At 43.6% G+C, this 20237-nt stretch carries 14 protein-coding genes; 6 read left to right on the forward strand and 8 right to left on the reverse strand.

Annotation, left to right across the window (positions count from 1 at the left end):
• Positions 1-316: GHKL domain-containing protein (locus KKA81_10995; GenBank protein MBU2651451.1), on the forward strand; the 316-nt coding region annotated here is incomplete at its 5' end.
• An 89-nt stretch (positions 317-405) separates the two neighbouring features.
• On the opposite strand, the gene KKA81_11000 is transcribed toward KKA81_10995, so the two are convergent.
• The 8 genes from KKA81_11000 to KKA81_11035 all read right to left on the reverse strand — a co-directional run bounded on the left by KKA81_11000 (position 406) and on the right by KKA81_11035 (position 13116).
• Positions 406-2805, reverse strand: a complete 2400-nt coding sequence (locus tag KKA81_11000) for an ABC transporter permease (protein MBU2651452.1) — start codon at positions 2803-2805, stop codon at positions 406-408.
• 50 nt (positions 2806-2855) lie between these two features.
• A complete protein-coding gene (locus KKA81_11005; GenBank protein MBU2651453.1) occupies positions 2856-5276 on the reverse strand; it encodes an ABC transporter permease in 2421 nt (806 codons plus the stop codon).
• A 117-nt stretch (positions 5277-5393) separates the two neighbouring features.
• Positions 5394-6080 (reverse strand): ABC transporter ATP-binding protein, encoded by a 687-nt coding sequence (locus KKA81_11010; GenBank protein MBU2651454.1) that lies wholly within the window; start codon positions 6078-6080, stop codon positions 5394-5396.
• 80 nt (positions 6081-6160) lie between these two features.
• Positions 6161-8608 carry an ABC transporter permease gene (locus tag KKA81_11015; GenBank protein ID MBU2651455.1) on the reverse strand — a complete coding sequence of 816 codons (2448 nt, stop codon included), beginning with the start codon at positions 8606-8608 and terminating at the stop codon, positions 6161-6163.
• Between the two features lie 17 nt (positions 8609-8625).
• Positions 8626-11037, reverse strand: coding sequence for an ABC transporter permease (locus KKA81_11020; protein ID MBU2651456.1), 2412 nt, complete (start codon positions 11035-11037; stop codon positions 8626-8628).
• Between the two features lie 27 nt (positions 11038-11064).
• Positions 11065-11520, reverse strand: coding sequence for a nuclear transport factor 2 family protein (locus tag KKA81_11025; protein MBU2651457.1), 456 nt, complete (start codon positions 11518-11520; stop codon positions 11065-11067).
• Between the two features lie 30 nt (positions 11521-11550).
• Positions 11551-11823, reverse strand: a complete 273-nt coding sequence (locus KKA81_11030) for a hypothetical protein (protein ID MBU2651458.1) — start codon at positions 11821-11823, stop codon at positions 11551-11553.
• Between the two features lie 42 nt (positions 11824-11865).
• Positions 11866-13116: an HlyD family efflux transporter periplasmic adaptor subunit gene (locus KKA81_11035; protein MBU2651459.1), complete on the reverse strand. Its 1251-nt coding sequence runs from the start codon at positions 13114-13116 to the stop codon at positions 11866-11868.
• 222 nt (positions 13117-13338) lie between these two features.
• Here KKA81_11035 and KKA81_11040 point away from each other — a divergent pair, with 222 nt between their 5' ends.
• The 5 genes from KKA81_11040 to KKA81_11060 all read left to right on the forward strand — a co-directional run.
• Positions 13339-14718: a sigma-54 dependent transcriptional regulator gene (locus tag KKA81_11040; protein MBU2651460.1), complete on the forward strand. Its 1380-nt coding sequence runs from the start codon at positions 13339-13341 to the stop codon at positions 14716-14718.
• On the forward strand, positions 14708-16063 hold the full coding sequence (locus tag KKA81_11045) for a GHKL domain-containing protein (GenBank protein ID MBU2651461.1): 1356 nt from the start codon (positions 14708-14710) through the stop codon (positions 16061-16063). Before KKA81_11040 ends, KKA81_11045 begins: the two co-directional genes overlap by 11 nt.
• Positions 16064-16075: 12 nt before the next feature.
• Positions 16076-16675, forward strand: coding sequence for a nitroreductase family protein (locus KKA81_11050; protein ID MBU2651462.1), 600 nt, complete (start codon positions 16076-16078; stop codon positions 16673-16675).
• 20 nt (positions 16676-16695) lie between these two features.
• Entirely contained in the window at positions 16696-17694 is a 999-nt protein-coding gene (locus tag KKA81_11055; GenBank protein MBU2651463.1) for a M28 family peptidase, read from the forward strand.
• A gap of 221 nt (positions 17695-17915) precedes the next feature.
• Positions 17916-20237, forward strand: a 2322-nt coding sequence (locus KKA81_11060; protein ID MBU2651464.1) for a C1 family peptidase, incomplete at its 3' end; no start/stop codon positions are given.

Below are 20237 nucleotides of genomic sequence, written 5' to 3' on the forward strand. Positions count from 1 at the left end.
CGACCCAGACCTCCTGGGACAGGTACTGATCAACATCCTGATCAACGCACGGGATGCCTTAAAAGGCATCGAAAATCGGGAGATCATCATCCGGACGGGCATTTCCGGCGAACAGGCTTTTGTTTCCGTTCAGGATAACGGCAGTGGCATGGATGCAGAAACCCTAACCCAGGCTTTCATCCCTTTCTTTACCACCAAAAAGGAAGGCTCCGGCATCGGCCTCAGCCTCTCGAGACAGATCATGCAACTGCACAAAGGCAGCATTGATGTGCGCTCGGAACCAGGGAAAGGAACAATTGTGATTTTGGGGTTTTGAAAACGCATTCCGCCAACTCTTCAATCTTCCATCCTCAATCGTACATCCAATCTTCGATCTTCGATCTTCGATCTTCGATCTTCGATCCCTCACTCATATTTCAGCGCCTCCACCGGATTCGCCATAGATATCCGTATGGCTTGTACGAGCACCGTCAGGATGGCGATCACGATGGAAACAAGGCTTGCGACAATAAAAACCCATGAAAATTGCATGATGCTGATACGGTACGAAAAGTTATCAAGCCAGTCGCGGATGAACCACCAGGCCAGGGGCCAGGCAATGATGTTGGCAATCAGCACCCAACGAATGAAATCGCGTACCATAATTATCGATAACAGGCCGGGGGAGGCTCCCAGGACTTTCCTGATGCCTATCTCTTTCGTCCGTTGTTCTGCAGAGAAAGAAGCCAGTCCGAGCAAACCCAGGCAGGCAATAAATACCGCCAGTATCGTGAAATAGATGAACAAGCGGCTCATCTTCTGCTCCGACTGATACTGATTATCCAATTCCTGATCCAGGAAAAAATAATCGAAAGGAAAAGTCTGCTCATGGCTTTCCCAAACTTCTTCAACGCTGCCCAGAGAGCTTTCCAGGTTCCCGGGCAAGGTGCGGATCACAATAAACTCAGGTTCTTCATTGCTTATTCTTATCATTGCAGGCTCCACGGGCTCATGCAACGACTTGAAATGGTAATCTTCCAGGATGCCGATGACCTTCAGCACCTCATTTGTGTCTCCTCCAAAACCATAAATGGTACGGCCCACAGGATCTTCCCAGCCGAGCTTCTTCTTCAGCGTTTCGTTGATCAGGATGCTGTTGCTGTCGGCCGGTGAACTCCCCTCATATCCCCTTCCTTCAATGATGTTCATCCCCAAAGCATCAATGAGATCAAAATCTCCGTAAATGGTATATATGATCCATGGGGCATCTTCCGGTATCCCTTCCGGCTGGTATCCTATCCCGTTTAATCCTTTGGTCGGGACGGAAGTTGAACTCCCTACCATTCTGATTCCCGGGATCTGCTCCAGTTCTTGCTTCATGGTATTGAACCGGTTCATGGTATTCTCCCCTCTGAGTGGCAATACCAGGACATTCTCCTCATCGTAACCTAATCTCTTGCTTTTAAAGTAATCCATCTGGTAAAAAACAAACACGGTGCTGATCAGCAGGATCACGGAAATGGTAAATTGAATCACCACTAAGGTATTCCGCAGAATACTCCTTTTCTTTCCTCTGTAAAGATCTCCTTTTACGACTTTAACCGGCTGAAACGACGAAAGGTAAAAGGCAGGATAACTGCCTGCAACAATCCCGACAAAAACCACCAGAACTAATAATGCCAGGGGTATCTGCCAGCTTGTAAGCACCCCCAGGCCAAGCTCCAGCGAGGTAAGCTGGTTGAAAAGCGGTAAGGTTATTTCCACCAGCAACAAGGCTATGATCATGGCAAGGAAACTCAGGATAACGGATTCACCGATGAACTGCCCAATGAGGGAACTTCTGTATGCCCCGGCAACCTTCCTGATCCCTACTTCCCGCGCCCTGTTTACCGACCTGGCAGTGGTCAGGTTCATGAAATTGATGCAGGCGATGATCAGAATGATCACAGCAATAGCACCAAAGACATATATGTAGTTGATGTCGCTGTTCGGACTCATTTCAGCCATCAGGTTCGAGTGAAGATGTATACTGGCCACCGGCTGCAGGTACATCCTGAATTTTATTTTGTCTGTCTTCGATAAAAATGGAATATGACGCAGTAAAAAATCCGGGAAACGGCTTGTAAGCTCTTCAGGATCAGTTCCTGGAAGTGTCCTGATGTATGTGTAAAGATTCAATGATCCCCAGTCTTCATAATTGTTGACGGCAGATTCGCCAAGCGTATGAAATGAGGCCAGTATATTGAAATCCAGATGTGTATTTGCCGGCGGGTCTTCCAGGATGCCGGTGATTTTCACTTCCCTCTCGTTGTTCAGTCGTATCGTTTTGCCTACCGCACTGCCTTTCTCAAAGAATTTTCGGGCTATTGATTCTGATAACACTACTGAATTGGGCTCCCGCAACGCTGTCTTTGGATCTCCCTCCAGCAGTGGGAAATCGAAAATTCCCAAAAACATGGAATCAACAAAGTATATATTATTCTCGTAAATGTTTTTGTCTTCATAACTCAGCAGCGTCTTTTCTCCACCCGATACAATCCTTGTTACAGCAATTACTTCAGGAAAATCTTCCATGATGACCCCGGTAATGCCACCCGATGAGACCGCCACATTAAAAAAATCACCCGAAAACTCCCCATCGAAAGCTGTGCGGTAAACATTTTCATGTTCATGATGGAATTTATCGTAACTCAGCTCATTTACGATGTATATCAGGATTATCAGGCAGGCGGCCATGCCGATCGCCAGTCCCAGCAAATTGATCAGAGAATACCCCTTTTGTTTCCAGAGGCTTCTGAAAGCGGTCTTTAAGTAATTCTTAAACATAGGATTAGGATAAGATGACATCTCAGGCCACTGAGATGTCATCTGTTAAACTATTCATACTTTATCGCATCCACAGGATTGGCATTCGCCGCTCTGATTATATGGAAACTGATCGTGACAATGCCTATGATTAGCGCAAGGGCACCTGCCAGGAGAAAGGTATACCATTGTAGGCTCTGATAATAGACAAAGCTGTCTTTCAGCCAGATGTCTATTCTCCACCAGGCAATGGGTACGGCCAGGATAAATGCAACCATGATAAGTACCAGGAAGTCGCTGTAAAGATGAAACAGGATGTCGGTCACCGATGCCCCTACGACCTTTCTGATGCCGATCTCCTTGTTTTTCTGTTCCGCTATGAAGGATGACAATCCAAGCAAACCGAGTAAGGCAATGAAGATGGTCAGAAAGGTGGCAATGCTGAATATCCTGCTGATCTTTTCCTCATTCTGGTACATATTATTCATGTTGCTTTCCAGAAAATCATAGTCGAAAGGCCGCTTCGCACCGAAATCATTCCATTTCTCCTCAATGAAAGCAAGGGTTTCTTTCAGCTTCCCTTCCCGTATCCGTATGGAAATATTATAGGGGTTGAATTGCGCGATAAACATGATCATGGGTTCAACCGGGTTATGCAGGGAACGAAAGTTGAAATCTTTCACCATTCCAATCACCTTCATGGGCCTTCCAACTCTTCCATCCAGCTCCAGTTCATAATCGATGCGCTTTCCAACAGGATCATCATACCAGCCGAGCGACCGGGCCCCCGTTTCGTTAATGACTACTGCCCCTGTATCATCGGTTGCCATATTCAGGTCGAAATCCCTTCCTTTCAGAACCTCCATCTGCATTGTCCCGATAAAATCATAATCCACCTGGGCCAGTATCAGAGAGCTTTGCACCATCTGGCTGTCTTTTTCCACATTCATTACCTGAATCCAACTGATTTCGCCGGGAACCTGTGAGCTTCTTGTAACACCCAATATGTCAGGATTCTGCATCAGCTCCTTCTTAAACGATTCTCCTTTGCTGCGAAATGCCGAATCCTGTAACTGCAACACGATAACATTTTCCTTGTTGAAGCCCAGGTCTTTATTTTTCAGGAAATTCAGTTGATTGGTCACTGCAATGGTAGCAATGATCATCACTATGGCGATGAAGAACTGTACCACTACAAGTATCCTTCTCATCCAGCCTTTCCCTTTGGCAGAAGTATCCCCGCTGCCTTTAAGGGCAACAACAGGTGATACCGACGACAGATAGAAAGCGGGATAAATTCCTGATAAAAACCCTGTGAAAACAGCAACAAGTGCAATGATCACGAAAATAAGCGGATCGGAAGCGAAATGTATGGTCTTTTCTGTTAATGTATTAAAATCAGGAATCAACAGGTATACTGCGAAGATCGCTATCAGCATAGCAATCACGGAGAGGATGACCGATTCCCCGATAAATTGCCGTATCAATTGTCCCCGGTATGCCCCCGAAACCTTTCGTATACCAACCTCACGACCCCGGTTTGTCGACCTTGCAGTGGCCATGTTCATATAATTGATGGCCGCCAGCAACAATACAAACACTGCTATCGCGGAAAAAATGTAAATATATCCCTTGTTGCCGGTTGTCTGGTTAGCTGCCAGCCCGGTCCGGAAATGCGTATCCGCCAGCGGTGTAGTCAGCAACTGGAAACTGGCATTGATCTGATCTCCGATAGACTTCATATACTTTTCGTAAAAAGCCGGAAATTTATCGTAGATGCTCTGAATGTCTGCATTTTCATGCAACAGGATGTATGTATAAACTCCTATATTCCAGAATCTTATAGGCTCCATGCTGTTGAACTCATCCACACCTTGCTCCTCCGCAATGGTGGCTCCCGAAAGAAGGGCATCAAACCTGACATGGCTGTTGGCCGGCAGGTCGCGTATCACACCGGTTACCTGGTATGTGTTGCCGCTTCCCGTGGTTATCATTTCACCCATCGGGTTTTCATTACCAAAATACTTTTTGGCGATCTTTTCGGTGAGCACTATGGTTTTTGGCTCGGTCAGTGATTTTTCCGGACTTCCCAGAATGAATTCATGCGTGAATACATCAAAAATGGTTGAATCGCAGAAGTAAAAATTCTCCTCGTAATACTCCTTGGTGCCATATTTTATGAGGGCATTTCCAGCACCGTATAGTCTCACAAACTCTTTTACTTCAGGAAACTCCAGTTTGAATGCCGGTCCCATGGGCACCGGTACAATGGCAAACCTGTCTACCTTGTTATTGATGTTAAACTCCGAATCAAGCCGGTGTATCCTTGGATGTTTTTCATGGTATTTGTCGTACCCCGATTCATCCCGTATATAAAACAGGATGAAAACAAAGGTGGCCATACCCACCGACAGTCCCAGAATATTGAGAATAGTATAAAACTTGTTTCTCATGAAATTCCGGAAAGCGCTTTTTAAGTAATTGGTTAACATAGGAATTCATTATTAATCCTGGAACTGGGCGGGCATATCTTGTTCCGGATATAATAATCCGTTTACAAACATCCCCGCCAATAATTAATCTATTGCCTGTTGCCAGGCGATTCTGCCTTATAGTAAGGTCTTTTTGATGTTTTCCGTAACGATCTGGCCGTCGAAAAGCTGAACTATCCTTCCGGCGTATTCGGCATCACGTTGTGAGTGAGTTACGATGATTACCGTGGTACCGGCCTGGTTCAGACTTTCGATGAGGTTCATCACTTCCTCACCATGAGCGGAATCGAGGTTACCGGTTGGCTCGTCGGCCAGGATAAGCTTCGGACCTGCAACCACGGCACGGGCCACTGCCACACGCTGCTGCTGTCCTCCCGATAACTGTAAGGGGAAATGCTTTCTGCGGTGTGCAATCTGCATCTTCTCCATGACCTCTTCCACGCGTTCTTTCCGCTTCGACGACGGTAACCCCAGGTAAATCAACGGCAATTCGATGTTTTCAAATACGGTCAGCTCATCGATCAGATTAAAGTTCTGAAACACAAATCCAATGTTCTCTTTCCTCAGCCTGGCGCGCTGCCTTTCAGAAAAGCGCGATACTTCATTCCCAACAAAGAAATATTTGCCTCCCGTTGGGTTGTCAAGCAATCCCAGGATGTTCAACAGGGTTGATTTACCACATCCTGAAGGACCCATGATGGCCACAAATTCTCCTTTTTTAATCTCAAGATTGACTTCATTCAGGGCAGTAGTCTCTACTTCATCCGTACGGAATACCTTTACCAGTTGTTCCGTCTTGATCATTAAGTTATTTTCCATTTTATCCGAATTAAAGTTAGTATATTGACGTTTCTAAAACATTCCGGTTACAATTAACTTGCTATTTATTCATATTTCAATGCTTTCGCAGGATTAGTCCTGGCAGCACTGAAAGCTTTCGCACTTACTGTTATTACTGAGATAAGTATCGAAATCAGTGCAGTCATTCCAAATACCCATAGATTAACCCCAGGGCTATAAGCAAAACTGTTCAACCAGTCTTTGATAAAGTAATAGGCAGGTACCCATGCAATCAGGTTTCCTATCACTACAAGTAAAAGAAATTCTTTTCCCAGCAACTCGATAACTGAAGTTGCGGATGCACCCAATACTTTTCTGATCCCGATTTCCCTTGTCTTCTGTTCGGCAATATATGAGACCAGCCCCAGCAAACCAAGACAAGCAACAATTATCGCGAAAATTGTAAAATATGTGATCACCTTACCCATGCTGAGTTCCGATTTATACATATTGTCGTAATATGAATCCAGGAAGAAATAATCCATAGGTAGTGAATGTTCCGTTTGCGACCAGATCCTGTCGATATCGACCAGAGTCTTCTGCATATCATTTGTGGAAAGTTTGACCAGAAGATAGCGATTATATGCGGGGTAAATATGTATCATTAAAGGTTCAACTTCATTGTGCAGGGAAGCAAAATGAAAATCAGCCGCTATACCCACAATGTTGCCGCTTTTAGGTTCCTGAAGCCCGTAGAGATATTCAAACCTTTGACCGACAGGGTTTTCTAATTCAAATTCTTTAACAGCGGCTTCATTTAATATAAATGCTGAGTTTTCATCGTTACCCGGAGTATTGTAAAAATCCCTCCCTTCGGATATTTTAATCCCAAGTGTGCGGAGAAGATCAGCATCTCCCGATAATACCCTGATGCCTATCACATCCTCCCCTTCTTCCTGGTTTTCCACCTCTTCCTGGGCTAATCCGGGTATCCTGACTGTCAGATACGGAATTCGTTGCCCGGGTATTCCTGAACTGGCTGACATGAATTTAACTTCGGGCAGCTTCATCAGTTCATTCTTAAGGGATGTTATCCGGCCCTGATCATTCCGGGTGGGCATGGAGATTACCATTACCTGTTCCTTTTCGAATCCTAGGTTCTTCTTGTTAATAAAATGAATCTGGCGGTATACGGTTATGGTTGCAATAATTAGCAAAACAGAAATGGCAAATTGTGTGATTACCAGCACTCTTCTTAAATTGAGCGATGTCTTGCCGGATTTATTATTCAGGATATTTGTTTTCATGGCTTTCAGGGGGCTGAATCCTGAAAGATAAATTGCCGGATAGGCTCCGGCAAGAACCGTTGTGATTGCCAGAACAATGATCAAAGTGAGCAGGAGAGGATAGTTGTCGATAAGATTAAGTTCAATAAACTTGCCGGTTATCTCATTGAATACCGGTAGAATAGCAGCTACTATGGCAATGGCAACTATCAGGGAAAGAAAACTCAAAATGAATGATTCTGTCATGAATTGATTGAAGATATTCCCTCGCCAACTCCCGAGAACTTTTCTCAGCCCAACTTCGCGAGACCTTTTAACCGATCTGGCTGTTGCAAGATTCATATAATTTACACATGCTATGAATAAGATAAAAACAGCAACCGCTGAAAAAATATAGACATTGCTGATACTGGAATTGGGTTCAATTTCCTTTTCGACATTTGAATACAGATGTATCCGTGTTATGGGTTTTAACCTTGCCTCAACTGTCCAGCCATCCGGCATATTTGTACTGTCGCCGGCCGTAACGAAACCATAGAATTCGTAAATGTCTTTATTGACTTTTTCCTCAAGCAACTTTGCACTTTCCCTGTTGGGAAGCCTGATGTAAGAATAAAATCCTGCAGGACCATGTTCATCAACCCTGCGGTTTGCCGCCCGGAGATGGTCCATCGAAATGGCTATGTCGAAATGAAAATGAGAATTTACCGGTATGTCCTCTATAACACCACTCACTTGAAAAGACTCTCCACCTAATGTTATGATCTTACCGATCGCATTGTCTTCTCCAAAATATTTTTTTGATGTAGATTTTGTCATGACCAGCTTCCCGGGTCCACTTAAAGCAGTGCCCGGATTTCCTTGAAGCATGGCAAATGAAAATACATCAAAGAGCGTAGAATCTGCATAAATGAAATTCTTTTCAGAAAATTCCTGTCCATTGTATTCTGTAATGGCCGGGAAATAAGAGAAATTGATCTTTGCACCGGAGATTATTTCCGGGAATTTTTCCATCAGGGATGGAATTATAAAACCTTCTGTTGCAGCCCAGTGTTCCCTTTGTCCTTCACCTTCCCAGATAATTTCAAACCGGTATATATTTCCTGCTTCTTTATGAAAACGATCGTAGCTGACCTCATCCTGTACAAAGAGGAAAATCTGTATACAGGTTGCCAATCCCAGCGACAAACCCAGCAGATTGATCAATGTATAACCTTTCTGCTTGATAAGATATCTGAACGATGTTTTGAAATAATTAAAAAGCATTTCTAATAATTATTTGATCATTCATATTTCAATGTATCCACAGGATTCATCCGTGCTGCCTGCCATGCTTTGACCAGTGTGACCACCATGGCCAGGAACAGGGCAAACAATCCTGATAATAAAAAAATATACCAGCTCAGCGGCACCTGGTAAGCAAAATGTCCGAGCCAGTATCTTAGTATGAGCCAGGATAAAGGCCAGGCAATCAGGTTGGCTACCAGCATAAGCTTCACGAATTCTGCCGACATCAGACGCATGATGGTGCTTTCTTTTGCTCCAAGGACCTTGCGTATGCCTATTTCCTTGGTTCTCTTTTCTGCCATGTATGCCGCCAGACCAAACAATCCAAGAGATGAGATCAGGATCACAAGGATGGTGAATACAAGCGCCATCCGTCCCAGATTTTGTTCTTCGTGATACAACCTGTTCAGCTCACGGTCTAAAAAGGTATACTCAAAGGGTCTGTCTTTAACAAATCCCGTCCATTTTTCTTCCAGGAATGACAGGAGTTCATGGTAATCTCCGGGTTTTACCCTGATGGCGATATAATTCATGAACCAGTTTATGGAGCCCTGGCTTTCCTTCATATTCAATACAAACGGACCACTTGGCTTATGCAGCGATGTGGCGTTGAAATTCTCTATCACTCCAATAACCCTTTCTTCTCCCTCCAGCGACCTGAATTTCCGGCCTAATGCATCCTGCGGTTCTCCCCAACCCAAATGATCAACCATGGCACGATTGATCAGTATGCCTTTCACCGCATCGGTTTTTTGCTTCTCATTATAATCCCTTCCTGCAAGGATCTTCAAACCGAACGTCTTTACGAAATCTTCCTGAATTACTAAACATGGGTAAAACTGCCACTCATTGTCGGGATAACCCTCCGGCCTGAATTCATGCGTATTATAAGCTGTTCCAAAGATGTAATCCATAGTGGTGACACTCAATATCTGCGGGTTATTCAGCAACTCATTCTTGAAGGTCTTGTATTGCTGAATTACCGGGGTCCTGTCGATGGGTATCACCAGGATGTTCTCTTTGATAAACCCTGTGTCGGCATTTCTCAGGTAAGTGATTTGTCTGAAGATGAATATGGTTCCAATGATCAGGGCAATGGAAATGGTAAACTGTGAGACAACCAGGATCTTCCTGGCCAATCCGCTGCCGTTTTGCCAGCGTGTATTCATCCGGAGTACCCAGACAGGCCGGAATGAGGATAAATAAAACGCCGGGTACAATCCTGAAAGTAACCCCACGAGCAGAATAATGCCGGCAAGGGATAGCAGGTATTCCCATTGTAACAAGGTGTTCAGTGAGATGTTCTTTCCTGAAAAATTGTTGAACCATGGGATGGTCACCTCGGCCAGGATCAATGCCAGGATAGCAGCAAGTATGGTCAGGATCACCGATTCGCTCAGAAACTGCCGGACCAGTTGGGTACGTTGTGCCCCAACCACCTTTTTCATGCCTATCTCCCTGGAACGACCCGAGGAGGTTGCCGTAGAAAGATTCATGAAGTTGATACCGGCAATTACCAGCAGGAATATGGCTATGGCGCCCAGGATATAAATATAAGCGACATTGCTGTTCGGCTCAATCTCATAATCCAGACGCGAATGCAGATGTATATCCGTTAATCGCTGCAAGTAAAGCGTTATGTTGTCCCTTTCCGCATCAAAAAAGAACTTCTGAATGAATTCCGGGAACAAGGCTTCCAGTTGCTCAGGTTTTACATTTTCTGCCAGCACCAGATAAGTCCAGCATGGATTCCATACCCATGTCGCGGGAAGCCTCCCTCCATAGATCTGCTTTACCGAACTCATGGATGCTATGAAATCAAAATGAAAATGGCTTTGTGATGGTATGTCTTTAATAATTCCCGTTACTTTAAATTGAAAATTTCCTTCCACCTTCAGTATTTTGCCCATGGGATCCTCATCCCCAAAATATTTTGATACGGCCGTTTCAGAGATGACTACGCTGAAGGGCTCATCCAGAGCAGACTCTGGGTCACCCGTGAGAAAGACATGGTCAAACACTCCGAAAAAAGTGGAATCGGTAAAATAAACACCGCTTTCAATATATTTTGCTTCACCGTATTCTATTAAAGTTTGTGGTGACTGGAAATTAAAAACCCGGGTGACGTTCTCTATCATATCGGGATACTCTCCCTGCAGGGTAAATGCAACAGGAAAAGGAAGACTGGCTGAGTTTTCCCCGACACCTCCGAAATCCGAGATCTGGGCCATGCGGTATATCCTGTCCGACTTTTCATGATAACGGTCATAACTCAACTCATCTACAATATATAGTCCAATCAGGATGAAACTTCCTATGCCTATAGCCAGTCCGGTGATATTCAGCAATGAATATAGCTTATGTTTGACCAGATTTCTGAAGGCGATCTTTCCGTAATAGTAAATCATAACCGGCTTCCTTTTCCTTAAATGTTATTATTGCTCTGCGGGATAACGGTGATAAATCTTGCCGACAATCTTCCATCCGTCGGGGAATTGGTAGAGGGAAAGGTAATCGGTGAAGATCTTCTTTCCTTCCTTATACAGGCTTATCTTGGCAATGGCCGCTTTCCCCGTTATATCAATCATATCGTATTCACAGGTTACCAGTTGGCTTTCCGGTACGGGTGAAGGATCTTTTGCCTTTCTTATCTCTGAGATCTGGATCCAATTATAAATCGGAAGCTTGTTCATGATCCCGTCGTCGCCAAGCATCAGTAAGTTAAATCCGGGATGGAAGCCCTGGCGGGTCTTGTCGAGATCACCTTTGTTCTGCAACCCATCAATATAGGCTTCCTGAATAACAGTTTTAATGGCTTCTTTATCTGCTTCCTGGGCATTCAGGATGGCACAAAGCATAAGACTTAAAATTGCAAGGATAACTTCTTTCATTTCATTGGTTTTAAATGTTAAACATTTTCATTACTGTTCGTCTGATGGTGTTTTCTTTCTGAACATCAGAGGAATGTTGGATTTTGTCGGTGCACCGATTTCCACGAGTTCCCAATTTTGATCGTATTCGGCAATTTTGTGCCGGAGTACCTTTACCGTATCTTCCGGAGGCTCATTGTTGCCTTCCCATCGCAATAATTCCACCCGGTACTGCAGTGTTTTCTTGCGACCGTTGATCCTGACTTCAATCTCAACGTTCTGTTCGACGTCGACATCGGGGATTAAGATTACTACTTCTCTCATATGGTTAATTTTAAGGGTTTTGAAATAGTACCGGAAAGCTGCTTATTTAAAAATCAATTTGTCTTTGCCACCAAAGGAATCATAGGATGAAATGATCACCTTTTCACCGGGCTCAAGGCCTTCCAGGATCTCATAAAAACGGGTGTTTTGCCTTCCGATCCTGATATCCCGCTTTACTGCGTAAGTCTCGCCCGGTTCAACCACGTAGATCCAGTTTCCTCCGGTTTCCTGGAAAAACCCACCCCGCTTGACAATATATGCCTCGGATGGACTGCTGAACATAAGCTTAAGCTGAATGGTCTGTCCTCTTTTAATGTTCTGCGGCTCATCGCCGCTAAATTGCAGTTCAACCAGGAAAGTACCATTGGTGACGTCAGTATATATCTTGCTGATGGTGAGCTTGTAATTCGTGTTGTTCATGTCGAATTCTGCCTCCTGCCCGATATGAACCCTGGAGATGTATCGCTCATCAATATTGGCCCTGAGCATGAATCCGTCAAGCATGTCGATCTGGCCAAGATGCTCTCCACTGCCCTTGGTCTCCCCGATCTCCGCACTAAAGGATGATAATTTGCCGTTGGCCGGAGCTTTAATTAACATGTTCTCCATGGTCTTTTCCAGAAGCTTCAGATTGTTCTGAATGCGGTTAATGGAGTTATTGATCTGTTCCAGTGAAGTAATGGCTGAGATGGAATCCAGCTTCTGCAGCTTCCTGGTCAGGTCATATTGCTTGATTACATTCCGGTAGGTACGCTCCGAATCTTCAAAATCTTTGATGGAGATCATACTGTCCTCTATCAGGATCTGATTCCTGACATGAGTCTTCTTTGCTTCATCCATCTGGGCTTTGAGGTTCTCCAGTTCCCGTTCACGGTAGAATTTGTTCTGCTCGAGGCTGATCCTCGTGTTCTGCAAATTGTTGATGGCATCGTACATCCAGGTCTGTTGCTCCATGAAACTGAGTTCCAGGTTGGCATTCATCAGCTTCAGTATGGGATCTCCTTTTTCCAGGATGGCGCCGTCTTCAACATATACCGCCTCGACTATCCCGCCTTGTATGGCATCAATATATATGGTCGTTCTAGGGTATACTACCCCGTCAACGGGAATGAATTCCTGAAAATTATCCTGTATGACCTGGGCAATGGTGATCTGCTCCTTTTCTATGTAAAGCTTGCTCGATTTGTCCCTTAATAATATCAAATAAATCAGGAAAAACACAAAAACCGCTATGGCTGCAATGGTAAGAATCCTCCGGGTTGTCCACTTCTTTTTTTCAATTATCCGATCCATTTTTTGTAAAGTTTTTTGGTTTTTAATAGTTCCCTCACTGTTTCTAAATTTATGCCAATTAATGCAAGTAATTGAATGTAAAATATATAGAATGCCTTTATGCGGAAATATTGAATGTTATTTGTCCAATATCGTTCAACATTTTGTACAGATACGAACATTATTTATAACTTTACGAATTATTCCCGGTTAAATACATTAACCACTGAAACACGGACGCACATGGAAAAACTGGATGCCAAACTGTTGATTGTTGATGACGACAGGGATGTATTGCTTGCTGCAAAGCTTTTTCTTAAACAGCACATAATGTACGTTCATACGGAGGATAATCCGGAGAGCATTCCGGATCTGATCCGAAACGATAATTATGATCTTGTTCTCCTTGATATGAACTTTTCAAGGGATGCTACAAGCGGAAAGGAAGGGTTTCACTGGCTGAACAAGATACTCGAGATAGACCCAATGGTAGTTGTGATCCTGATCACGGGTTATGGCGATATTGAGCTGGCAGTGCAGGGCATCAAGGAAGGTGCAACCAATTTCCTCCTGAAGCCTTGGGATAACAAGAAACTGCTGGCTACCATTTCTACCTCATTACAGTTAAAACGGTCGAAAGGAGAGCTTAATGAGATCAAGAACCGGCAGAAGCAGAAAGCCGGGGTGAAAAATGTCGACCAACGTACTCTGATCGGGAGATCACCGGCAATGCTCAAAGTGATGGCTACTGTCGAGAAGGTTGCTGTTACCGATGCCAATGTGCTGATTCTGGGTGAAAACGGTACCGGAAAGGAACTCATTGCTCGTGCCATACACGATCACTCCCGAAGATCGGGTGAGGTATTTGTCAGTGTTGACCTCGGAGCCATCAGCGAAACCCTCTTCGAAAGTGAATTGTTCGGGTTCAAGAAAGGCGCTTTTACCGATGCAAAGGAAGACCGCGCCGGCCGCTTCGAAGCAGCACACAAGGGAACAATTTTCCTTGATGAGATAGGAAACCTCTCCCTGGCTCTGCAATCCAAACTGCTAAGCGTGATACAGAACCGTAAAGTGGTGAGGCTGGGAACAAATGCCGAGATACCTATTGATGTGAGACTTATCTGTGCCACCAACATGCCCCTGCATCAGATGGTGAATGAGAATAAATTCCGGCAGGACCTGCTTTACCGCATCAACACCGTTGAGATCCACATTCCTTCCCTTAGGGAAAGAGACGATGACATACCCTTGTTGATCGACCATTTCCTGGATATTTATTGCCAGAAATACAAGATGCCAACGAAAAGGGTCAGCCCGGCTGCCCAGAAAAGACTCGAAATGCACAGTTGGCCCGGAAATATCCGCGAATTGCAGCATGCTGTCGAAAGAGCCGTGATCATGAGCGAATCCAATATCCTGGAACCGGACGATTTTTTCCTTTCCAGGATAGAAGAAAACCAGGATGATGCCATCCGCACAAGCAACCTTAACCTGGAGGAAACGGAAAAAATGCTCATCCGTAAGGTCATCGACAAGCATGGTGGAAACATCAGCAAAGCAGCCAAGGAACTTGGCCTCACCAGAGCCTCACTGTACCGAAGAATAGAAAAATATGGTCTTTAAAAATTTCCGGGTCCAGATTATTCTCAGGGTTTTATTGATGACCCTTACCATCGTTTTGCTGTTCTATGTTTATAACCGTACAGGATACAACATCAGCCTGCTCATCCTTATCATGCTTTCACTCCTCCAGGTGGTTCTGCTCATTCGTTATACCGATCGTACCAACCGCAAGCTTTCACAGTTTCTTCAAAGTATACGCCATTCCGATTTTTCCAGTTCTTTTTCTGATGCCGGGCTTGGCCGTAGCTTCGAGGGATTGAGCCGCTCCTTCAGCGAAGTTATCAACGATTTTAAAAAGAACCGCGCTGAAAAAGAAGAACATTACAATTACCTTCAGACCGTTATTCAGCATATCAGCATTGGTATCATCGCTTATACCCGGCAGGGAAAAGTTGATATTTACAACAATGCTATTCGAAAACTGCTGAAAGTAAGGAATCTGAGATATGTTCGCGACCTGGTGGTGATAAAGGATGATCTGCCGGACGTTTTATTGTCGCTGAAAGCAGGCGATAAAACACTGGTTAAGCTATTCCTGGAAGATGAACTCCTGCAGCTTGCCATCGCAGCCACTGAATTCAGGATGCGGGGAGAAGATTATGTCCTGGTATCGGTGCAAAACATCAGCTCCGAACTGGATGAAAAGGAGATTGAATCATGGCAGAAGCTTATCCGGGTTCTCACGCATGAGATAACCAATAGTATAACCCCGATATCCTCACTTGCTTCTACCGTGAGGGAAATGTTGCTGAGGGAGGAAGAGGGCGTTGTCAGCCTCAACGAACTGGACGATGACGATGTTGAGAATATCGACGGGGCTATTGCCACCATTCAGGGCAGGAGCCAGGGACTGCTGAACTTCGTGGAGGTATACAGGAATCTGACCCGTATCCCGAAACCAAATTTCCGTTATTTCCCGGTCAGGGATGTCTTTGAGCGTTCCAGACAGCTTCTGAAGCCCAAAATGGACGACATGGGCATTGAATGCAATGTCAGGGTCTTTCCTCCTGACCTGATGATCACTGCCGATCCCGACCTGCTCGACCAGGTGATTATAAATCTTCTCTTAAACGCCATTGATGCGGTCAGGGAAACGGATAAACCCTTGATCAACATACTGGCCACCCCGGGCAGCAACAACAGGATCGTAATTGAGTTCCAGGATAACGGCTATGGGATCAAACCGGATATCATGGACAAGATCTTTATGCCTTTCTTTACATCGAAGAAGCATGGTTCCGGTATTGGGCTGAGCCTGTCGAGGCAGATCATGCACCTGCATAAAGGCAGTATCTCGGTTAAATCCAAACCCGATGAAGGAACGGTGTTTACCTTAACTTTTTAAAACCAAATAATTATGTCGAAAGATGCAAAAACAAAGTACGCTATTCATCTTTACCTGAAGAAACGCTGGAGCCCGAGGGCTTTTTCCGACAGGACCGTGGCCAGGGAAAAGCTTCAACGGCTTGTGGAGGCAGCACGCTGGTCGCCCTCTTCATCCAACGAACAGCCCTGGTATTTCTTCATAGGAGAAAAGGGAGATGAAACCTACGAAAAAATCTTCAGCACCCTGGTTGAGTTCAATCAATTGTGGTGTAAAACGGCACCTGTCCTGGGAATGGCTTTTGGCAGGAAAGTTCGGGAAAAAGGAGGAGGTGAATATGTTCACTACCAGTACGATGTGGGGCAATCCATTGCTCACCTGACCTTCCAGGCTATGCATGAAGATCTCTACGTTCATCAGATGGGTGGCTTCAGTGCAGAGAAAGCAAGGGAATTGTTTGGTATACCCGACGATTACGAAGCGCTGACAACCTTTGTGATCGGTTTTATTGGAGATCCGGGTATGCTGCATCCGCGTATGCAAAAACAGGAACTGGCCGAAAGGGAGAGAAAAGAGCTTGAAAGCTTTGTGTTTGAGGGAAAATGGGGGAAAACAGTTCATTGGTTGAAATAATTTATTACGCTAACACGATAATGAAACAAGTACGGTATCTATTATTTATATCATTTTCGTTGATCCTGTTTTCCTGCAACGAAGGAAACAGGATTAAAGCCTCCGATGTTGCTGAAACAAGTAAAAGAATGATAACTGTTCCGGAGTTTAATGCCGATTCTGCCTATCAGTTTGTTGAAAAGCAGGTTAGCTTCGGTCCCCGTGTTCCCGGGTCGGCTGCGCATAAAGCCTGTGCTACATACCTGGCAAAGACGCTGGAACGATTTTGTGATGAGGTAATCGTGCAGGATTTCTCTGCCCGCGCTTATAACGGAAGCATCCTGGATGGGAAGAATATTATCGGCATTTTCAAGCCGGATCAGAAGGCGCGCATAATGCTTTGCGCACATTGGGATTCAAGGCCTTATGCCGACCACGACCCTGATCCTGCCAACCACAACACGCCCATTCCCGGTGCAAACGACGGAGCCAGCGGGGTAGGGGTGCTTTTGGAAGTGGCCCGGCAACTGAGTATGACGCAACCGGAGATCGGAGTGGATATCATTTTTTTCGATCTGGAGGACTATGGACCGCCAAGCAGTGATCAGGGACATTCCGGGGAAGACCACTGGGGACTGGGATCCCAGTACTGGTCGAAAAATCCTCACAAATTCACCTATAAAGCCCGTTATGCCATCCTGCTCGATATGGTGGGTGTGCCCGACCCCCAGTTCAGGAAAGAGGGATTCAGCGTATATTATGCCTCCGATAAGGTGGATAAAGTATGGGGAATTGCCAATAGCCTGGGCTACGGTTCCTGGTTCCTGGATGAAAAAGGCGGGTATATTACCGACGACCATTATTATGTAAACAAATACAAAAAGATCCCTGCATTAAATATTATCCATCTCGACAATTCTTCACCCAACGGCAGCTTTTTCGAGCACTGGCATACCCTGAACGACAACATGGATTATATCGACCGGGAATCGCTGGATATGGTAGGAACCGTGGTGCTGGAGGTAGTGTTCAGGGAATGAGAGGGGGAATTTGGAATTCTGTATTCGGTATTCTGTATTTACAATTGGATTGGCAATATGCGATTTGATATTGTCAATGCATTGTAAATAGTAAATTCTCAATTGCATATCCTATTGTAAATACAGAATACAGAATACAGAATCGACACCCCCCCCTTTCTTGACTTATCAAAAAACTCTCCATATCTTTATAGCATAGTAAACAACCAAAACCAATAAAAATGAAACGAATTATCCCCGTCATTTTTTGCGTAATGATAACATTATTAAGCACTTGCATTTTTAGCAAAAGTTTACATTCTCAAACAATAGTGATTGACAGCACCTTTACATCCGATGCAATTATTCATCCCTTCGGCCCGAGCGATACCCTTTACAGCCTAAAAATTAGCGGAAGTGTTCAACTGAATACGGACACCAGCCTGGTAAGGGTTGTTGTGGGCAATGAGGATTCGCTGGAATATATGGTGTTTGAGACATATCCTTTGATTACGCTAACAGATACTTTTTCTTTTAATAATCAAAGTGATGAAACAACCTATTTAATTGGATTCATACCGAAATATCTGAAAATATTTGCTAAACATTCTTATATGCATATTGAGTATGTTAGTGATTCTGCAACATACCAGGAAAATATAGATAGTCTTCAATATAATGCAAAGAAATCAAATGACTTGCAAAAAGTTCAGATAATGAACCAAAACATTTTAGAAAAAGGATTAGATTGGATTGCAGGAGAAAATGATTTACTTCATTATTATTATAAAGAAAAGAAGGGACTTTTCAGTTATCCCGATTATAATTTGCAAGGATTTGATTATTATATTGATGGTGTATTCTCATTTTTATCAGATGAATATCTCTCTGATGAAAATTCCTTATTTATAAAACAATTTAACTGGAGATATGCGCACAATGCTGAGCTAATAAGCTCCCCATATTATGATCCAACATATGGCTGGTTAACAGAACTCAAACATCAACGTAATTGTGGTTCTTGCTCTGTTTTCGGAACAATTGCAAGTTTAGAAGCTATTTCAAACTTGTACTTTAATCAACATGTAAATTTTGACCTTTCAGAGCAAGAAGTATTCTGCTGCACTTATGGGGACTGTGATAGTGGAGTTGGATTAAATCCTGTAATTCAATACATTTGCAACAACCCTGTCCATGATGATAATTGTTATATTTATGAACAATTGGATGATCCTTGTTGTATATTCTGTCCGAATAATCCTCCTTCATATTCAATTTCTGCTGATGGATACCTAAAAATATATTCAGGACATTTATCAATTCCCGATTCAATCAAATCGAAGCTAATAAGAAAAGGGCCATTAACTATTGAAATTTTAAATAGTTCAATGCATCATGTGATGTCATTAATAGGTTTTAGAACAGGAGAGGACAATACAATTGAATGGATTTTTAAAAATAGTTATAATAATTTTTACATAATGGAACTTGATCCGGATGAGATAGAAAATGCTTATATTTTGCAGAATCCAATAAATATTCAGAGCGGCCCAACATACTCCGTTAACTATTGGGACGCAGATAATGATGGCTATTATAATTGGGGAATTGGTTCCAAACCTGAAGGTTTAATCCAATGTTACGATGACCTTAAAAAGGATTGTAATGATGATAATAAAACAGTTGGACCTTATAATGAATATTTTTATGGCATTGATATTCACCCTGAAATTGCCGTTTACTTAGACTTTCTTGGTCACATTTATATTGAAAACAAAGGTTTTATATATTTTAACAGCACAGATATAACTTTAAGCTTTTTCATTGAAAATCAAGGCTCAGCTAAATTAAATTTAAATCCGTTATCCGCTGTTTCTTTAGAATGTGATCAACCATGTCCATTTGCTCTTTATACTAACAACTTAGAGCCAGACATATGTATGAATGGCGGTACAACTTCTTTTGATATCAGTTATTCTAATTCGAATGGAAATGGTGATCTGACTATTGTTAAAATTGATGTTCTTGATAGTGACAATGATATAATTGATGATTTCGAATTTGCCTTGGTTAATTTTGACTGTACTAAAATCCCCGGAATTTTGGAGGTTGAGGAAAATGATACATGGGACGGTTATCATGTCATTCACCAAGATGTGAAGGTATTGACCGGGGTAACTTTACAGATCACCGGGAAAATTGCCATGGCTCCCGGCGCAGAAATCATTGTTGAAGGCGGAGCCGAACTGATCATTGACGGAGGTACTATAACAGGCGCTTGTGATGAATTCTGGAAAGGCATCGATGTATGGGGTGATGAAGAATATTCTCAATATGACGGCAGGCAGGGAAAAGTAAAATTACTTAACGGTGGAACCATCAGTCATGCTTTATGTGCTGTTGAAACAGGAATAGAAGCAATCGGGTATTATATACCAACAGGAGGGATAGTGCAATCATACGGCGGAGTATTTAAAGATAATATCATTGGGGTGTGTTTTTATCCCTATCAAAATTTCAATCCCCAAACCAGCGAACCGGCCAATAATCTCAGCAGATTTAAA

The sequence above is a fragment of the Bacteroidota bacterium genome, assembly GCA_018831055.1.
Lineage (GTDB): Bacteria > Bacteroidota > Bacteroidia > Bacteroidales > B18-G4 > M55B132.

What these genes read in the sequence shown, in the direction of transcription:
- KKA81_11000 (MBU2651452.1), bottom strand. Translation starts at nt 2,805, where the DNA reads ATGTTTAAGAATTACTTAAAGACCGCTTTCAGAAGCCTCTGGAAACAA.
- KKA81_11055 (MBU2651463.1), top strand. Translation starts at nt 16,696, where the DNA reads ATGAAACAAGTACGGTATCTATTATTTATATCATTTTCGTTGATCCTG.
- KKA81_11005 (MBU2651453.1), bottom strand. Translation starts at nt 5,276, where the DNA reads ATGTTAACCAATTACTTAAAAAGCGCTTTCCGGAATTTCATGAGAAAC.
- KKA81_11050 (MBU2651462.1), top strand. Translation starts at nt 16,076, where the DNA reads ATGTCGAAAGATGCAAAAACAAAGTACGCTATTCATCTTTACCTGAAG.
- KKA81_11040 (MBU2651460.1), top strand. Translation starts at nt 13,339, where the DNA reads ATGGAAAAACTGGATGCCAAACTGTTGATTGTTGATGACGACAGGGAT.
- KKA81_11020 (MBU2651456.1), bottom strand. Translation starts at nt 11,037, where the DNA reads ATGATTTACTATTACGGAAAGATCGCCTTCAGAAATCTGGTCAAACAT.
- KKA81_11045 (MBU2651461.1), top strand. Translation starts at nt 14,708, where the DNA reads ATGGTCTTTAAAAATTTCCGGGTCCAGATTATTCTCAGGGTTTTATTG.
- KKA81_11030 (MBU2651458.1), bottom strand. Translation starts at nt 11,823, where the DNA reads ATGAGAGAAGTAGTAATCTTAATCCCCGATGTCGACGTCGAACAGAAC.
- KKA81_11010 (MBU2651454.1), bottom strand. Translation starts at nt 6,080, where the DNA reads ATGATCAAGACGGAACAACTGGTAAAGGTATTCCGTACGGATGAAGTA.
- KKA81_11025 (MBU2651457.1), bottom strand. Translation starts at nt 11,520, where the DNA reads ATGAAAGAAGTTATCCTTGCAATTTTAAGTCTTATGCTTTGTGCCATC.
- KKA81_11035 (MBU2651459.1), bottom strand. Translation starts at nt 13,116, where the DNA reads ATGGATCGGATAATTGAAAAAAAGAAGTGGACAACCCGGAGGATTCTT.
- KKA81_11015 (MBU2651455.1), bottom strand. Translation starts at nt 8,608, where the DNA reads ATGCTTTTTAATTATTTCAAAACATCGTTCAGATATCTTATCAAGCAG.